We start from the raw sequence: 16,199 nt of genomic DNA, 5'->3' as shown, positions 1-16,199 counted from the left end.
GCACCGTTTGAACCATGGGGGACACTTGAAGGCAGCAATGGTCGGCTCGGCGGACGGGGAATCCGCCGAAGCCGTCAGTCAGGAGCTACCGCCGCGCAAGGCGATGGCCATCACCGCCGGAGTGCTGATCGGCTTCTTCGTCATCGACGGCTCCTTCGTCTGGGCGCAGCGGCCACCGGTGTGGGAGAGCGCGGTCGCCGTGCTCGCCTTCGCGGCGATCATGGGGTTGCAACTCGGCCATTCCTTCCCGTGGCTCTTTCCCCGACTGACCCAAGTGCGGTACGCGGCCTGGGTGTTCCAGATCCTGCCCACCTATCTGCCCCTTGCCCTGTTCGGCGAGGCCTGGGGAGGAATGTCGGAGTTCCTGGCCGCCTCGGCGGTGCTGGTGTTCCCGACGGCGACGGGCTGGGCGCTCTTCTCCGCCGTGATCGCCGCGGATTTCGTGGAGTTCCATCAGTACGGGCTCGCCTGGGGCGATGTCGTCTACGCCTCGATCGAGGCGATCCTCATCCCGCTCGTCCTCATCGGACTCTCCCGGATGTCCGCGATGATCAGCCAGCTGCACCGCTCCCGGGCCGAGCTCTCGCGCCTCGCCGTGGCCGCCGAGCGGCTGCGCTTCGCCCGTGATCTGCACGACGTGCTGGGCTTCAGCCTCTCCGCGATCACCCTCAAGTGCGAGCTCGCCTACCGCCTGTTCACCGACGCCCCGGCGAAGGCGCAGGAGGAGCTGACCGAGATCCTGGGTACCTCGCGCAAGGCGCTCGCCGATGTGCGTTCGGTCAGCCGCGGCTACCGGGAGATGTCCCTGTGGGGCGAGGCGGACGCGGCCGTCTCGATGCTCGGCGCGGCCGGCATCCGTACCACCGTGCACATCGACCGCCATGAACTGCCGGGCGCGGTGGACACCATGCTGGCCACGGTGCTGCGCGAGGGCCTGACCAACCTGCTGCGGCACAGCAAGGCCGAACAGTGCCAGATCACGGTCGAACGCCGGGGACGGGACATCGCCTTCACGCTGGCCAACGACGGAGTCCGCTCCGGACGGCAGCCCAAGGGCGGCCCGGACGGCGGGCTCGCCGCGCTCGACGAGCGGGTCCGGCTGGTCGGCGGCACGCTCTCCCACCGCGCCGACGACGGCTGGTTCCGGCTGTGCGTCACCGTCGCGCTGCCCGACTGCGGCGATGCGGCGGCCGGCTCGGCGCCCGCCACCGCCTGCCCGGACGACCCGGAGCAGCCGCCGGCGGCGCGGCCGCGCGGGGCGGGCCACCTGGACGTGGCGCCCAGGGACGCCAGCGCGATCACCCTCGCGGTGCTGGTCGGCTACTTCCTGGCCTGCTCGGCGGAGGGCTGGTCCTTCGCCCCGGCGGGCGGCTTCCCCCGCGGCGTGGAGCTGTGCCTGCTCGCCCTCCTCGCGCTCCAGCTGACCGAGTCCTTCCACTGGCGGTTCTCCTGGGCCGCGCGGTACCGGACGAGACTGCGGTACGGGGCGCTCGGCCTCCAGGCCGTGTTCCAGTTCCTGCCCTTCCTCGCCTTCGGCCGCGCCTGGCCGGGCATCCCCGGCTTCCTGGCGGGCTCGGCGCTCCTGGTGCTGCCCGCGGTGGCCGCCTGGCCGGCGCTGCTGATCGTCACCGCGGCCAGCGACGCCGCGCTGTACGCGTCCGGGGTACCGCTCCAGGACGTCATCTACGAGACCGCGTACACCCCGATCTGCGCCCTGGTCGTCTTCGGCCTGTCCCGCATGGCGCAGCTCGCCTCCGAACTGCACCGCTCCCGCAGCGAGATCGCCCGCCTCGCGGTGACCACCGAACGCCTCCGCTTCGCCCGCGACCTGCACGATCTGCTGGGCTTCAGCCTCTCCGCGATCACCCTCAAGTGCGAGCTGGTACGCCGCCTCGGGAGGACCAGGCCGATGCAGGCGCAGGAGGAACTCACCGAGGTGCTCCAGATCGCCCGCCAAGCGCTCGCCGATGTCCGTACGGTGGCCGACGGGCGGCAGCGGATGAGCCTCGCCGCGGAGGCGGAGAGCGCCACCGCGATGCTGGCCGGGGTGGGCATCCGGGCCACCGTGGACACCGACTGCGGAGAGCTGCCCGGCGACGTGGACACCGTGCTCGCCACCATGCTGCGCGAGGGCCTGACCAACATGCTGCGGCACAGCAGGGCCGCGCACTGCAAGATCACCGCGGAGCGCACCGCGGCCGGGGTACGCCTCACCCTCGTCAACGACGGTGTGGACGGCTGCGCCGCGCCCGGCCTCGACTCCAAGGTCAACGGGGGCAGCGGCATAGGCAATCTGACCACCCGGGTCAACGCGGTGAACGGCCGGCTGATGGCGGGAGCGCGCCCGGACGGCTGGTTCGAGCTCAGGGCCGAGGTCGAACTGCTCGCGGCGTGAGGGACCGTACCGGCAGCCCGTGCCGGGTCAAGGCCGGGGACCCTTGAGGAGCCCAGTGGAGAAACGTTTTACCCGGGACTGTGGCGGCAGCCCCGGCCCCGGTGCTCAGACCGAGTGCAGCCACCCCGCCTCACGCGCGATGCGGATCGCGTCGACGCGGTTACGCGCGTTGAGTTTGCTGACGGCCGAGGTCAGATAGTTCCGTACGGTGCCGGACGACAGGTGCAGCCGGGCCGCGATCTGGGCGGCCTCCACGCCCTCCGAGGCGATCTGGAGCACCTCCCGCTCGCGGTCGGTGAGGGGGGAGGGGCCGGAGTCGAGGGTGGCGAGGGCCAGTTGCGGATCGATCACGCGCTCGCCCGAGGCCACCTGGCGGATCGCGGCGCAGAGGCTGTCCGGATCCGAGTCCTTCGGCAGGAAACCCGATACGTGCGCGGCCAGCGCCCGTCTGAGGTTGCCGGGTCTGCCGAGGCTGGTGAGGATCAGGGTGCGGCACTCCGGCACCGCGGTGTGCAGTCCGGCGGCGGCGGTGATGCCGTCGGTGCCGGGGAGGTCGATGTCCAGGACGGCGACATCCGGCCGTATGGCCATCGCGGTCGGCACGATGTCCGTACCCGACGACAGCTCCGCGACCACTTCCAGGTCGGGCTCCAGTTCAATGAGTGACACCAATGCTTTGCGCAGCATGTGCATGTCTTCGGCGATCAGAACTCTCACCATGGCGCCCCCCGATGTGCTGGATCATGGGTCAGTTGGTAGAGATTATGCAATAGGCCGTGGCCGAGACCCGTGGCTGAGACGAATCCGGCATGTGCCGTTTCAGGAACGGTACGAACGCACCCGCATCCGTGCCTTTCAGCCACGGCCCGACCGCCGCTCCAGTGGTCGCTCCCATCCTCCCTCCACCCAGGCGCCGTCCCGGCATCCGGGGTGAAGGGAGAGGTGACGTGAACATGAACGAACACCGCAGCTCGGAAGGTGTTCTCTGACATGGCCAGCCGGAAGGAACCGGATGTTCCGGACGGCTCCGGCCGTCGCGCGAAGGGCAGCTGGCGCCGCCTCATCGGCCGCTGTCTGCGGCCCGTGGGCGAAGCCCTCATGGTCCACGGCGGTGTCGAGATGTATCTGACCGCGGCCGACGGCAACAGGGCCCGGCTGCGCTCGCTCGACAGCGGGTTCCGCCTGATGCTGCGCACCGACGCGGACGGCCCGCCGCCGGGCCACCCCGAGCGGCTGCGCCCCGACGTCCCGCTCACCCGGCAGGAACTGCTGCTCCTGCAGGACCTGCTGAACGAGGTGCCGGGACCCAGAAGATGAGCGGCCCGCCGCCCCCACAACAGTTGATCTTCAAGTACCCGTCAAGGGCCGACGCGCAGAGTGGGAGGACCAACCATCCGTCCGAGCACCAGGGAGCAGAGGATGACCCCAGCGAGGAGCTTCACGCACGCACTGGCGGCGCGGTTCGCCGACAGAGCCGAAGAGACCGCTCTGCTCTGCCTGGACGGTGACCGCGGCGCGAGCCGCCGCACCTACCGGGAACTCGACGTGCGGGCCAGGTCCGTCGCGGCCGCGCTGCTGCGCCGCCGCGCGGCCGGCGCGCCCGTACTGATCTCCATGGACGGCGGCCCGCACACCGTCGCCGCCCTCATCGGCTGCCTGTACGCGGGCGCCGTCGCCGTGCCCGTACCGCCCCCGGAGACCTCGCGCGCCGCCGCCGAACGCACCGCCGCGATCGCCGCCGAGACCGATGCCGCGATCGTGCTCACCGAGTCCGCGCACGCCCCCGAACTCTCCCGCCGCCTCGCCGACGCCGGGCGGTCCTCGGTGGTGTGCCTCGCCGTCGACTGCCTGCCCGACGACGGCGCCGACTGGCAGCCGCCCGCCGTGGCCGCCGGTGACACCGCGCTCATCCAGTACACCTCCGGATCCACCGCCGCCCCGCGCGGCGTCCAGGTCACCCACGCCAACCTCCTCGCCACCATGGAGTCCCTGCGCGGCGCGCTCGGCACCGACGAGAACGCGCGCATCGGCGGCTGGCTCCCGCTCCACCACGACCTCGGCCTGATCGGCCAGCTGCTGCATCCGCTCTGGCTCGGCGCCACCGCCGTCCTCATGCCCCAGCGCCTGTTCGCGACCGCCCCCGTGCGCTGGCTGCACGAGGTGGCCCGGCACCGCGTCACCGTCACCGCCGCCCCCGACTCCGCGTACGCCCGCTGCCTCGCCGAAGTCACCGACGACGACCTCGCGGAACTCGACCTCGGCGCACTGGCCACCTGCGTCAACGCCTCCGAACCCGTCTCCGCCGTCACCCTCACCGCCTTCGCCCGACGCTTCGCCGCCGCGGGCCTGCGCCCCGGCGCGCTCGCCGCCGGATACGGGCTCGCCGAGGCCACCCTCCTGGTCAGCCTCACCGGTCGACGCCCACCCGCGCAAACCGTGGTGGCGGCCGGAGGTCTGGAGCGCGGCGAGCTCGCCCCGCCCGAGCCGGGCCGCCCGGTGCGCACCCTGGTCGGCTGCGGACCGGCGACCGGCGTCACCGTACGCATCGTCGACCCGGAGAGCTCGGCCGTGCTGCCCGACGGATCCGTCGGCGAGATCTGGGTGCGCGGCGAAGCCGTGGCCGCCGGCTACTGGCGCCGCCCCCTGGAGAGTGCCGCCGTCTTCGGCCGCACCACCGCATCGGGCGAACACGGCTTCCTGCGCACCGGCGACCTCGGCGCGCTGCGCGACGGCGAGCTGTACCTCACCGGCCGCATCAAGGACGCCCTCCTCGTGGACGGCCGCACCCTGCACCCGCAGGAGGCCGAGCGCCAACTCGCCCAGTCCGGCGCCCCGTTCGGCTCCGCCGTGGTGCTCTCGGCGCCCGCCGACCACGAGGAGATCGTCGCCATCCAGGAGATCCGCGGCGCCGGCTGGAGCCGCGGCCAGCTCGCCGACCTCGCCGAACGCGTACGCGGCTGCCTGCGCGAGGAGTTCGGCGCCCGGCTCGGCGGAGTGGTCCTGGTCCGCCCCGGCACCGTGCGCCGCACCACCAGCGGCAAGGTCCGCCGCTCGCTGATGCGCGAGCTCTACCTGCGCGGCGAACTGCGCCCGCTGTACGCATCGGCGCCCCCGTACGCCCCGGATGGAGGCTGAGCCCATGCCCGACACCGCCGTCCGGATGGCCGACCCGGACGTACGCCACCGCGCCGAGCGGCTCGAATTCCGCTTCGGCGACCCCTGCGACCCGGCGAACCCGCTCGGCTTCCGGGCCCTGCTCGCCGCCGACGGTGACAGTGAACTGCTCGGCGCCGCCGAGGAGTTGCTCGACGAGGAGGGCTTCGGCGCCGAGCTGGTGCCGGTCGCGCTCGGCGGGCGGCTGCGCGACGCCGACCAGCTGATGCGGATGCTGCGGCCGGTATTCCGCCGCGATGTCGCCCTCGCCTTCGGGTACGGGATCACCTCGCTGTTCGCGGCCGCCCCGGTGTTCGCCGCCGGCTCGCCCGGCCAGCGCGCGAGCGTGGCCCGCCTGCTCGTCTCGGGCGGCCGCGCGGCCATCGTGCACCGCTCGCTCGCCCACGGCACCGCGATGCTGCGCGGCGAGCTCACCGCCCTGCAGTACTCGGGCGGCCATGTCCTGGACGGCCGCAAGGACGTCGTCATCAACGCCGAACGCGCGGGCGCCGTCGTCGCCTACGTCCGCACCGACCCCGCCCCCGGCCCCGCATCGCACTCCGTATTCCTCCTCGACCCGGACCAACTCCCGCCCGAAAGCGTGCGGTTGCTGCCGCGCCGCCCCACCACGGGCATGCGCGGCTGCCGCTTCGCCGGGTACGCGTTCGACGCGTGCGAGGTGCCGGGCGATGCCCTGGTCGGCGAACTCGGCGCGGGCGTACGCCTGTCACTGCGTACGTTCCAGCTCAACCGCACCCTGATCACCGGAGCGGTGCTCGCCTCGGTGGACACCGTGCTGCGCGCGGCGGTGCGCACCGCTCTGTCCGGAGGGGCCGTGGGCAGGCGCCAACGCGGGTTGCTCGCCGGGGTGTTCGCCGATCTGCTCGCGGGTGACAGCATGGCCACCGCCGTGCTGCGCGCGCTGTCGCTGCTGCCCGGCGCCGCCCATCTGGCCGCCGCCGAACTCAAATACCTCGTACCGGATCTGCTCAGGGACGACCTGGAGGAGCTGGCCACCGTGCTCGGCGCCGGCGGCTACAGCCGCGACACCGACCAGGGCATGCTCGGCAAACTGCTCCGCGATCTGCCCGCCGCCGGTCTCGGCCACGCCGGAACCGCCTCCTGCCAGGCCGTCGTGATCCCCCAACTCCCGGTCCTGGCACGGCACTTCTGGGGCCGCGAGGCCGAACCGCCCGCCGCCCTGTTCCGCACCGGCGAACCCGTACCCCACCTCGACCTCGGCGGCCTCGAAGTCGCGGGCGGCGGCGACTTCCTGGCCGCCTCCCTCACCGCCTGCGCCGCCCGCCTCGCGGACTCGGGCGACGAGGGCCCGTACGGCGAAGTGCTCCGGACGACGGCCGCCGCCTTCCACGCCGATCTGCTCGCCGTGCGCGAGGCCTGCCTCAGAATCGAACCCGGCGACCGGGCCGCCCTCGCGAGCCCCGCCACCGCCGCGCTCGCCGACCGCCACTCCGTGCTGTCCGCGGCCGGCGCGGCCCTCGCCGTGTGGGAGCACCACCGGCACACCGCCACCTTCCTGGCCGACCCCGCCTGGCTGGTGCTCGCCCTGCACCGCTACGGGCGCCGCCTCGGCCTCACCCTTCCTCCGCTGCCGCCGGACTGCGTCGACCGGGTCGCGGAGGAGCTGCTGGCGCGCTTCCGGGCCGGCCGCAGTTTCGATCTTCACGACGCTCCTCTGTCGGAAGCAGGTACCCCATGAGCCCCCTCACCAGGACGGGCATCGCCGAACCCCTTCTGATGCCGGGACCGGACAGCCCATGGAGCCGGGTGCGGCAGTCCATGGCCTGGCACGGCCATGTGGTGGTCCACGCGAGCTGGCGGGACTGGCTGCCGGCCGCCGTCGCCGACCCCCAGCTGCGCCCCCTGCTCGGCGCCCGCGACTGGCAGCGCCTCAGCGCCCTCCAGGAACCCGAGGCCCGCGACCGCTTCGCGGCATCGCGGCTCCTGGTCAAATACACCGCGGGCGCGGCCCTGCAGACCCCGCCCGAGACGGTCGAGCTCGCCTCCAAGGCGGGCGGCCGCCCCTATCTGCGCGGCTGCGACCAGATCGAGGTCAGCCTCAGCCACACCCGGGACCTGCTGGTGGTGGGGCTCAACCGGCGCGGCCGGGTCGGCGTCGACACCGAGCTCGCCGGCCGCCGCATCCAGTACTCCGCGGTCCAGCGCCATCTGTGCACCCCCGCCGAGCGCCGCTGGCTCGGCGCCCTGGACGAGGCCGAGCAGCAGCGCCGCCTGGTGCGCACCTGGACGCTGAAGGAGGCGTACACCAAGGCGCTCGGCCAGGGCATGCGGATGGGTTTCACGCAGTTCGGCTTCGACCCGGAGGCCACCACCCTGCTCACCCCGCAGGGCGAGCCCGCCTCGCACGGCGAGTGGGCGTTCTCCACCTTCGAACTCGACGGCGGCTATCTGGTGGGTGTCGCCTGCCATGACGCGGGCCTTCAGGACGAGGGCGACACGGCGGTCTCGACCATGCTGGACGAGGGTTTCCTCGGCGAGGTCGTGGACCTCGTCGGCCGCGTCCACCGCTGAAAGGCCGCGGGCAGCGCGAAGGCCCCGTTCCGTCCTGGGGAAGGACGAGGAACGGGGCCTTCGCGTTACTTCTGGATAGCGCCGCGCCCGCGTGGCGAACGCGTCCGCGCGCGGCACTGAGCTGCCGTCCGGGAGCGGTAGAGGGGCCGCTGGGTCCCGTCGGGCGGGTCGATCAGATGAAGCGGCAGGTCTTAGCCCTGAAGAGCGGCAACCTTGAGCGCCAGCGCCGACTTCTTGTTGGCGGCGGCGTTCTTGTGGATGACACCCTTGCTGACGGCCTTGTCGAGCTTCTTGGAGGCTTCGCGAACGGCCACGGTGGCCTTCTCGAAGTCGCCGGCCACGACGGCCTCGCGAGCCTTGCGGATCGCGGTCTTGACCGAGGACTTGACGGCCTTGTTACGCAGGCGCGCCTTCTCGTTCGTCTTGTTCCGCTTGATCTGGGACTTGATGTTCGCCACGAAAGAGCCTTTGCAGGTTCGATGATTCGATCTTAGGTCGTGCCACGCCGCCGCAAGGGTGACGAGACACAGCTGCCCACGTTACCAGCCGCCCCGCGACCAGCCCAAACCGAGCACAGGCCCGCAGGCGTGGGACCATAGAGGCTGCTACTTACGTATCGAACCGTCGTCGACCCGAGACGAGACGCCGCGATTCGACCGCGCGTCTCAAGAATCAGGACCCTGCGTGCCCGCGACTCCTCCCAACGTGCCCGAGCCGAGCCGTACCGACCCGGCGCTGATCCGCAACTTCTGCATCATCGCCCACATCGACCACGGCAAGTCGACCCTTGCCGACCGGATGCTCCAGCTGACCGGCGTGGTCGAGCAGCGGCAGATGCGTGCGCAGTACCTCGACCGGATGGACATCGAGCGCGAGCGCGGCATCACGATCAAGTCCCAGGCGGTCCGGCTGCCGTGGGCCCCCACCGAGGGCCCCGACCAGGGCCGGGCCCACATCCTGAACATGATCGACACCCCGGGCCACGTGGACTTCACGTACGAGGTCTCGCGCTCGCTCGCCGCCTGCGAGGGCACCGTCCTGCTTGTCGACGCCGCCCAGGGCATCGAGGCGCAGACGCTGGCCAACCTGTACCTGGCCATGGAGAACGACCTCACCATCGTCCCGGTGCTCAACAAGATCGACCTGCCGGCCGCCCAGCCCGAGAAGTTCTCCGAGGAGCTCGCGAACCTCATCGGCTGCCAGCCGGAGGACGTGCTCAAGGTCTCGGCGAAGACCGGCGTCGGCGTGGACGCGCTCCTGAACCGCGTGGTCCGCGACGTGCCCGCCCCCGTCGGCGTCGCCGACGCGCCCGCCCGCGCGATGATCTTCGACTCGGTCTACGACTCGTACCGCGGTGTCGTCACCTATGTACGTGTGGTGGACGGCCAGCTCAACAAGCGCGAGCGCATCCGCATGATGTCGACCGGCGCCACCCACGAGCTCCTTGAGATCGGCGTCTCCTCGCCCGAGATGACCCCGGCCGACGGCATCGGCGTCGGCGAGGTGGGCTACATCATCACCGGCGTGAAGGACGTCCGTCAGTCCAAGGTCGGTGACACCATCACCAGCCTGCACAACGGGGCGACCGAGGCGCTCGGCGGCTACAAGGACCCGAAGCCGATGGTCTTCTCCGGTCTGTATCCGCTGGACGGCTCCGACTACCCGGACCTGCGCGAGGCCCTCGACAAGCTCCAGCTCAACGACGCCGCCCTGGTGTACGAGCCGGAGACCTCGGCCGCGCTCGGCTTCGGCTTCCGCGTCGGCTTCCTCGGCCTGCTGCACCTGGACGTGATCCGCGAGCGCCTGGAGCGGGAGTTCGGCCTCGACCTGATCGCGACCGCCCCCAACGTGGTCTACCGGGTCGTCCTGGAGGACGGCAAGGAGGTCACGGTCACCAATCCGAGCGAGTTCCCCGAGGGCAAGATCTCGGACGTGTTCGAGCCCGTCGTGCGCGCCACGATCCTCGCGCCGAGCGAGTTCATCGGCTCGATCATGGAGCTCTGCCAGACCCGCCGCGGCACCCTGCTCGGCATGGACTACCTCTCCGAGGACCGGGTCGAGATCCGCTACACCCTGCCGCTCGCCGAGATCGTCTTCGACTTCTTCGACCAGCTGAAGTCCAAGACGCGCGGTTACGCCTCGCTGGACTACGAGCCCACCGGCGAGCAGGCGGCGAGCCTGGTCAAGGTCGACATCCTGCTGCACGGCGACAAGGTCGACGCCTTCTCCGCCGTCACGCACAAGGACGCGGCGTACGCCTACGGTGTGCGGCTCGTCGCCAAGCTGCGCGAGCTCATCCCGCGGCAGGCCTTCGAGGTGCCCATCCAGGCCGCCATCGGCTCCCGGGTCATCGCCCGCGAGACGATCCGCGCCATCCGCAAGGACGTCCTCGCCAAGTGCTACGGCGGTGACATCTCCCGTAAGCGCAAGCTCCTTGAGAAGCAGAAGGAGGGCAAGAAGCGGATGAAGATGGTGGGTTCCGTGGAGGTCCCCCAGGAGGCCTTCATCGCGGTGCTCTCCAGCGACGAGTCGGGCGGCAAGAAGAAGTAGTAGCCCCCGGTCACCGGCGGCCCGCACCGCCGCCACCGACGGACCCCCGCGCTTTCGCGCGGGGGTCCGTTCGTTATGAAACCACTCTCCGTTGCCCCTTACGCGCCGGGCGACGGCGCTCTACTCTGATCACGGCCCGATAGTTACTCGCCAGTTAAACAAGCGTCGGACAAGCCAGAGCACTCGGACCACCAGCAGTCGTGCAGCCTTGCCGCAGGCCAGCCCGGAGGACGTCGTGAGCGACACACAGACCTTGATCGAGAACCGGCCGCCGTCCGTGGCGGCCCTCTTCGTCCAGCGCGTGGACGCCACGCCCGACGCGGAGGCCTACCGCTACCCGGTCGCGGGCACGGGCCGGGCGCCCGACGAGTGGAAGTCGCTGAGCTGGGCCCAGGCCGCCGAGCGGGTCTACGCCGTCGCCGCGGGCCTGGCCGACCTCGGGGTACGGGCCGAGGAGCGGGTCGCGCTCGCCTGCTCCACCCGCGTCGAGTGGATCCTGGCCGACCTCGGGGTGATGTGCGCGGGCGCCGCCACGACCACGATCTACCCCTCCACCAACGCCGAGGAGTCGGCGTTCATCCTGGCCGACTCCGAGAGCCGGGTCCTGATCGCTGAGGACGCCGCCCAGCTGGCCAAGGCCCGCGAGCGCCGCGCCGAGCTGCCGAATCTCCAGCACGTCGTGGTCCTCGACCCGGCCGGCGCCGAGCCCGCCGAGGGCGACCCCCAGGGCTGGGTGCTCAGCCTCGCCGACCTGGAGGCCCGGGGCGCCGCCCATCTGGAGAAGAACCCCGAGGCGGTCAAGGAGCGCGTCGCGGCCATCACCGCCGACCAGCTCGCCACCCTCATCTACACCTCCGGCACCACGGGCCGGCCCAAGGGCGTACGGCTGCCGCACGACAACTGGTCGTACATGGCGAAGGCGATCGCCGCGACCGGCCTGGTCACCGCCGACGACGTGCAGTACCTGTGGCTGCCGCTCGCCCACGTCTTCGGCAAGGTCCTCACCTCCGGCCAGATCGAGGTCGGCCACGTGACGGCGGTCGACGGCCGGATCGACAAGATCATCGAGAATCTGCCGGTCGTCCAGCCGACCTACATGGCCGCGGTGCCCCGCATCTTCGAGAAGGTCTACAACGGCGTCGCGAGCAAGGCCCGGGAAGGCGGCGGGGCCAAGTACAAGATCTTCCAGTGGGCGGCCGGGGTGGCCCGCGAGTACGCGAAGGTCAGCCAGGACAACTTCCGCCGCACCGGGCGGCCCGGGGCGCCCTTCGCGCTGGCCGCCAAGCACAAGGTCGCGGACGCGCTGGTGTACAGCAAGATCCGCGAGGCGTTCGGCGGGCGGCTGCGGGCCTGTGTCTCCGGCTCGGCGGCGCTCGCGCCCGAGATCGGCTTCTTCTTCTCCGGCGCCGGCATCCACATCCTGGAGGGCTACGGCCTCACCGAGTCCTCGGCCGCCTCCTTCGTCAACCCGGGCGAGGCCTACCGCACCGGCACCGTCGGCAAGCCGCTGCCCGGCACCGAGGTGCGGATCGCGGACGACGGCGAGATCCTGCTGCGCAGCCCCGGCATCATGGAGGGCTACCACGGGCTGCCCGAGAAGACCGCCGAGGTCCTGGAGTCCGACGGCTGGTTCCACACCGGTGACATCGGCGAGCTGTCCGCCGACGGCTATCTGCGCATCACCGACCGCAAGAAGGACCTCATCAAGACCTCCGGCGGCAAGTACATCGCGCCGGCCGAGGTCGAGGGCCAGTTCAAGGCGGTCTGCCCGTTCGTCTCCAACATCCTGGTGCACGGCGCCGACCGGAACTTCTGCACCGCGCTGATCTCCCTGGACGAGCCGACGATCCTCGGCTGGGCCAAGGAGCAGGGCATCGCGGGTTCGTACGCCGAGGTCGTGGCGTCCCCCCGGACGGTCGAGCTCATCGACGGCTATGTGGCCCGCCTCAACGAGGGCCTCCAGCGCTGGCAGACGATCAAGAAGTTCCGGCTGCTTCCGCGCGATCTGGACGTGGAACACGGCGAGTTGACGCCCAGCCTCAAGCTGAAGCGGCCGGTGGTGGAGCGCGAGTACCGCCCCCTGATCGAGGAGATGTACGCGGGCGCCCGCGAGGCGTAGCGGCGTCGGGACGCGGCCGGACTCAGCGTTCCCGGCCGCATCTCAGCTCCCTCAACACCTCCTCCACGCGGACCAGTTGGCGGCGTACTTCCCTCATGTCGCCCGCCTCCTGGCGGGACAGCTCCGTCTCGATCAGGGCGAGGCGGTCGGCGATCCGGCTCAGCTGCCTCTGCTCCTGCGCGAGCAGCCGCTCCAACTGGCGGTTCTTGCGGTGCAGATCGAGGAAGACGTTGACCTTGGCGCGCAGCACCCAGGGGTCGAAGGGCTTGGTGAGGAAGTCCGCCGCACCCGTGGCGTACCCGCGGAACGCATACCCGTTGTCGGCATCCGTACCGGTCAGGAAAATGATCGGCACGTCCTTCGTCTGGTCGAGCCGTTTGATGTTGGACGCGGTCTCGAAGCCGTCCATGCCCGGCATCCGCACGTCGAGCAGCACCACCGCGAACTTCTGCCGCAGCAGTGCCTTCATCGCCTCCTCGCCCGAACGCGCCCGCACCAGCGGCTCGTTGAGGGAGCCGAGGACCGCTTCCAGGGCGATCAGGTTGTCCTCCATGTCGTCGACCAGGAGGATGCTCGCCCGGTCGCCGGACGGTGGTGCCGCTGTGCTCATGACGGGGTTCGCCTCATACGTTCGGGGGTGCGGTCGGGGTCTCCCCGGTGCCGCTCGACTGCTCCGGGAAGGAAGGCGTGGCCTCGGCCTCCTGCGATTCGCCCTCGGGGTCCAGGAGAGTGCAGGCGACCATGAGGAGCTGGTCCACGTCCACGGGCTTCGGTACGTACTCGTTGGCGCCCTGCGCGATCGACTTCTCGCGGTCGCCGGGCATCGCCTTGGCGGTGAGCGCGATGATCGGAAGGTCGGTCCACTGCGGGCTGCGCCGGATCGCCTCGATGGTCTCGTAGCCGTCCATCTCCGGCATCATGATGTCCATCAGGACGAGTTCGATGTCCGGGTTGCGCTCCAGGGCCTCGATGCCCTCGCGCCCGTTCTCCGCGTAGAGCACCGGCATGCCGACCCGGCCCAGGACGTGGGTGAGCGCGAACACGTTGCGGATGTCGTCGTCGACGATCAGGACCCGGCGGCCGGGCAGCACGTTGCCCGCGGGCCCCCGCTTCCACTCCTCCAGTTTGGTGGTGGCGGGCCAGCCGTCGTCCTGGTCGGGCAGCAGGACGTGATCGGAGGAGAGCCGGTCGGAGGCGTCGAGGGTGGCTTCCGGGTCCTGCTCGGCCTCGCTGGGCACATGGCCCGGATAGCGGACGGGGACGTACAGCGTGAAAGTGGAGCCGCTGCCCGGCTGGCTCTCGGCGATGATCCGGCCGCCGAGCAGTCCGGCGATCTCCCGGCTGATGGACAGGCCGAGGCCGGTGCCGCCGTACTTGCGGTTGGTGGTGCCGTCGGCCTGCTGGAACGCCTCGAAGATCACCGGGAGCTTCTCCGCCGCGATGCCGATGCCGGTGTCCGTGACGGCGAAGGCGATCAGGTCGTCCGCGCCGCTCAGCACGCCGTTCTCCGGGTCCTTGATGCGGTTGACGCGCAGCTCGACGCGGCCCGACGAGGTGAACTTGATCGCGTTGGACAGCAGGTTGCGCAGGATCTGCTGGAGGCGCTGTTCATCGGAGTACATCTCGCGCGGCACGTCCTCGCCGACCGACACCTCGAAGGCGAGCCCGCGGTCGATGGTGATGGGGCGGAAGGTGGCGTGGACGTAGTCGAGGAGCTTGATGAGGGGGAGTTTCTTGGGGCGTACGTCCATGCGGCCCGCTTCGATCTTCGACAGGTCCAGGATGTCGTTGATCAGCTGGAGGAGGTCGGAGCCCGAGCGGTGGATCGTGGTGGCGAACCGCACTTCCTGGTCCGAGAGATGGGAGTCCGGGTTGTCGGAGAGCAGCCGGGCGAGGATGAGCAGCGAGTTGAGGGGCGTGCGCAGCTCGTGCGACATGTTCGCCAGGAATTCGGACTTGTACTGCGACGACGTCGCCAACAGGGCTGCCTTTTCCTCCAGTTCCGCGTTCGAGCGCTGCAGCTCGGCCTGCTGGCGCTGGAGTTCGTTCGAGCGCTCCTGGAGCTGGATGGCGAGCCGCTGGGACTCGCTCAGCAGGGATTCGGTACGGGAGTTGGCGATGATGGTGTTGATCGCGACGCCGATCGTGTTCACGAACTGGTCGAAGAAGGCCAGGTGGACGTCGGAGAAACGGGAGAAGGAGGCGAGCTCGATGACGCCGAGCAGCTTGTCCTCGAAGAGGATCGGGATGATGACGACACTGGCCGGGGAGGCCTCCCCGAGCCCGGAGTTGATCTTGATGTAGTCCGGCGGGGCCTCCTCCAGGAGGATCCTCTTCTTCTCCAGGGCCGCCTGGCGGACCAGGCCGTGGCCCGGCATGCCGGTCGTGTCGACGGTCGCGCCCTGTGCCGAGCCGTACCCGGCGATGAAGGCGAGGCCCTTGGTGGAGCTGGTGGTGCGGGACGGGGCGTCGTCGCCGTCGGGGTCGGCGAGGAAGAACGCGCCGTACTGGGCGTTCACCAGCGGGGTTAGTTCGCGCAGGATCAGGTCGGCGACCTCCATCAGATCGCGGTGGCCCTGCATCAGACCGGCGAGGCGGGCCAGATTGGACTCCAGCCAGTCCTTGGCGCGGGTGGTCTCGCGGAGGTTGGACACCATGAGGTTGATGTTGTCCTTCAGCTCGGAGACCTCGCCCCGGGTCTCCACGGTGATCGAACGCGACATGTCGCCCTGGGCCACGGCGGACGCCACCTCGGCGATCGCGCGGACCTGAGTGGTGAGGTTGAGCGCGAGCTCGTTCACATTGGTCGTCAGGCGCTTCCAGGTGCCGTACACGCCCTCCACCCGTGCCTGCCCGCCCAGTTGCCCCTCGGAGCCCACCTCGCGAGCCACCCGGGTGACCTCGGAGGAGAACGAGGACAGCGTGTCCACCATGGTGTTGATGGTGGTCTTCAGCTCCAGGATCTCGCCGCGGGCGTCCACGTCGATCTTCTTGGAGAGGTCGCCCTGGGCCACGGCGGTGGCGACCTGGGCGATGTTGCGCACCTGTGAAGTCAGGTTGTCCGCCATGTAGTTGACGTTGTCGGTGAGGTCCTTCCAGACCCCCGAGACACCGAGCACCTGGGCGCGGCCGCCGAGCCGGCCGTCGGTGCCGACTTCGCGGGCCACCCTGGTTACCTCGTCGGCGAAGGCGCGGAGCTGCTCCACCATGGTGTTGACGGTGTCCTTCAGCTCCAGGATCTCGCCGCGCGCGTCGACCGTGATCTTCTTCGACAGGTCGCCGTTGGCGACGGCGGTGGTGACCTGGGCGATGTTGCGTACCTGCGAGGTCAGGTTGGACGCCATGAAGTTGACGTTCTCCGTCAGGTCGTTCCAGACACCCGCGACACCCCGCACCTGGGCCTGACCGCCGAGGTTTCCCTCGGTGCCG

11 protein-coding genes are annotated in these 16,199 nt (G+C 70.7%); 7 read left to right on the top strand and 4 right to left on the bottom strand.

What is annotated here, in order from left to right; genetic code table 11:
* Window positions 1-25 precede the first annotated feature (25 nt).
* The gene (locus ACIQ8J_RS03700) at window positions 26-2,395 is read left to right on the top strand and encodes a sensor histidine kinase (RefSeq protein WP_403264367.1); all 2,370 of its coding nucleotides are present in this window, start codon (window positions 26-28) and stop codon (window positions 2,393-2,395) included.
* 105 nt (window positions 2,396-2,500) lie between these two features.
* On the opposite strand, the gene ACIQ8J_RS03695 is transcribed toward ACIQ8J_RS03700, so the two are convergent.
* Window positions 2,501-3,115, bottom strand: a complete 615-nt coding sequence (locus ACIQ8J_RS03695; RefSeq protein ID WP_403264365.1) for a DNA-binding response regulator — start codon at window positions 3,113-3,115, stop codon at window positions 2,501-2,503.
* A 270-nt stretch (window positions 3,116-3,385) separates the two neighbouring features.
* On the opposite strand from ACIQ8J_RS03695, the gene ACIQ8J_RS03690 reads away from it, so the two are divergent.
* The 4 genes from ACIQ8J_RS03690 to ACIQ8J_RS03675 all read left to right on the top strand — a co-directional run bounded on the left by ACIQ8J_RS03690 (window position 3,386) and on the right by ACIQ8J_RS03675 (window position 8,101).
* Window positions 3,386-3,712, top strand: coding sequence for a DUF6059 family protein (locus tag ACIQ8J_RS03690; RefSeq protein ID WP_403264363.1), 327 nt, complete (start codon window positions 3,386-3,388; stop codon window positions 3,710-3,712).
* Between the two features lie 102 nt (window positions 3,713-3,814).
* The gene (locus ACIQ8J_RS03685; protein WP_403264361.1) at window positions 3,815-5,530 is read left to right on the top strand and encodes a fatty acyl-AMP ligase; all 1,716 of its coding nucleotides are present in this window, start codon (window positions 3,815-3,817) and stop codon (window positions 5,528-5,530) included.
* Between the two features lie 4 nt (window positions 5,531-5,534).
* The gene (locus ACIQ8J_RS03680; protein ID WP_403264359.1) at window positions 5,535-7,268 is read left to right on the top strand and encodes an acyl-CoA dehydrogenase; all 1,734 of its coding nucleotides are present in this window, start codon (window positions 5,535-5,537) and stop codon (window positions 7,266-7,268) included.
* On the top strand, window positions 7,265-8,101 hold the full coding sequence (locus tag ACIQ8J_RS03675) for a 4'-phosphopantetheinyl transferase family protein (RefSeq protein ID WP_403264357.1): 837 nt from the start codon (window positions 7,265-7,267) through the stop codon (window positions 8,099-8,101). The genes ACIQ8J_RS03680 and ACIQ8J_RS03675 overlap by 4 nt, the downstream gene beginning before the upstream one ends.
* 191 nt (window positions 8,102-8,292) lie before the next feature.
* Here the strand turns inward: ACIQ8J_RS03675 and rpsT are convergent, their stop codons facing one another.
* Window positions 8,293-8,559, bottom strand: a complete 267-nt coding sequence (rpsT, locus tag ACIQ8J_RS03670) for a 30S ribosomal protein S20 (RefSeq protein ID WP_403264356.1) — start codon at window positions 8,557-8,559, stop codon at window positions 8,293-8,295.
* Between the two features lie 226 nt (window positions 8,560-8,785).
* On the opposite strand from rpsT, the gene lepA reads away from it, so the two are divergent.
* Both lepA and ACIQ8J_RS03660 read left to right on the top strand, forming a co-directional pair.
* Window positions 8,786-10,651, top strand: coding sequence for a translation elongation factor 4 (gene lepA / locus ACIQ8J_RS03665; protein WP_403264354.1), 1,866 nt, complete (start codon window positions 8,786-8,788; stop codon window positions 10,649-10,651).
* A gap of 235 nt (window positions 10,652-10,886) precedes the next feature.
* Window positions 10,887-12,770, top strand: coding sequence for an AMP-dependent synthetase/ligase (locus ACIQ8J_RS03660; RefSeq protein ID WP_403264352.1), 1,884 nt, complete (start codon window positions 10,887-10,889; stop codon window positions 12,768-12,770).
* Window positions 12,771-12,792: 22 nt separating this feature from the next.
* On the opposite strand, the gene ACIQ8J_RS03655 is transcribed toward ACIQ8J_RS03660, so the two are convergent.
* Window positions 12,793-13,380, bottom strand: coding sequence for a two-component system response regulator (locus tag ACIQ8J_RS03655; protein ID WP_403264351.1), 588 nt, complete (start codon window positions 13,378-13,380; stop codon window positions 12,793-12,795).
* Between the two features lie 13 nt (window positions 13,381-13,393).
* A partial coding sequence (locus ACIQ8J_RS03650; protein ID WP_403607733.1) for an ATP-binding protein occupies window positions 13,394-16,199 on the bottom strand: 2,806 nt, incomplete at its 5' end.

This window comes from Streptomyces sp. NPDC094147 (genome assembly GCF_044764265.1).
Lineage (GTDB): Bacteria > Actinomycetota > Actinomycetes > Streptomycetales > Streptomycetaceae > Streptomyces.
Note: the sequence above shows the minus strand (reverse complement) of the source record. Positions and strands in the feature narration are given on the sequence as shown.

Coding starts and splice junctions, on each gene's coding strand:
- ACIQ8J_RS03680 (WP_403264359.1), top strand. CDS start 5,535: ATGCCCGACACCGCCGTCCGGATGGCCGACCCGGACGTACGCCACCGC.
- ACIQ8J_RS03675 (WP_403264357.1), top strand. CDS start 7,265: ATGAGCCCCCTCACCAGGACGGGCATCGCCGAACCCCTTCTGATGCCG.
- ACIQ8J_RS03685 (WP_403264361.1), top strand. CDS start 3,815: ATGACCCCAGCGAGGAGCTTCACGCACGCACTGGCGGCGCGGTTCGCC.
- ACIQ8J_RS03690 (WP_403264363.1), top strand. CDS start 3,386: ATGGCCAGCCGGAAGGAACCGGATGTTCCGGACGGCTCCGGCCGTCGC.
- ACIQ8J_RS03695 (WP_403264365.1), bottom strand. CDS start 3,115: ATGGTGAGAGTTCTGATCGCCGAAGACATGCACATGCTGCGCAAAGCA.
- ACIQ8J_RS03655 (WP_403264351.1), bottom strand. CDS start 13,380: ATGAGCACAGCGGCACCACCGTCCGGCGACCGGGCGAGCATCCTCCTG.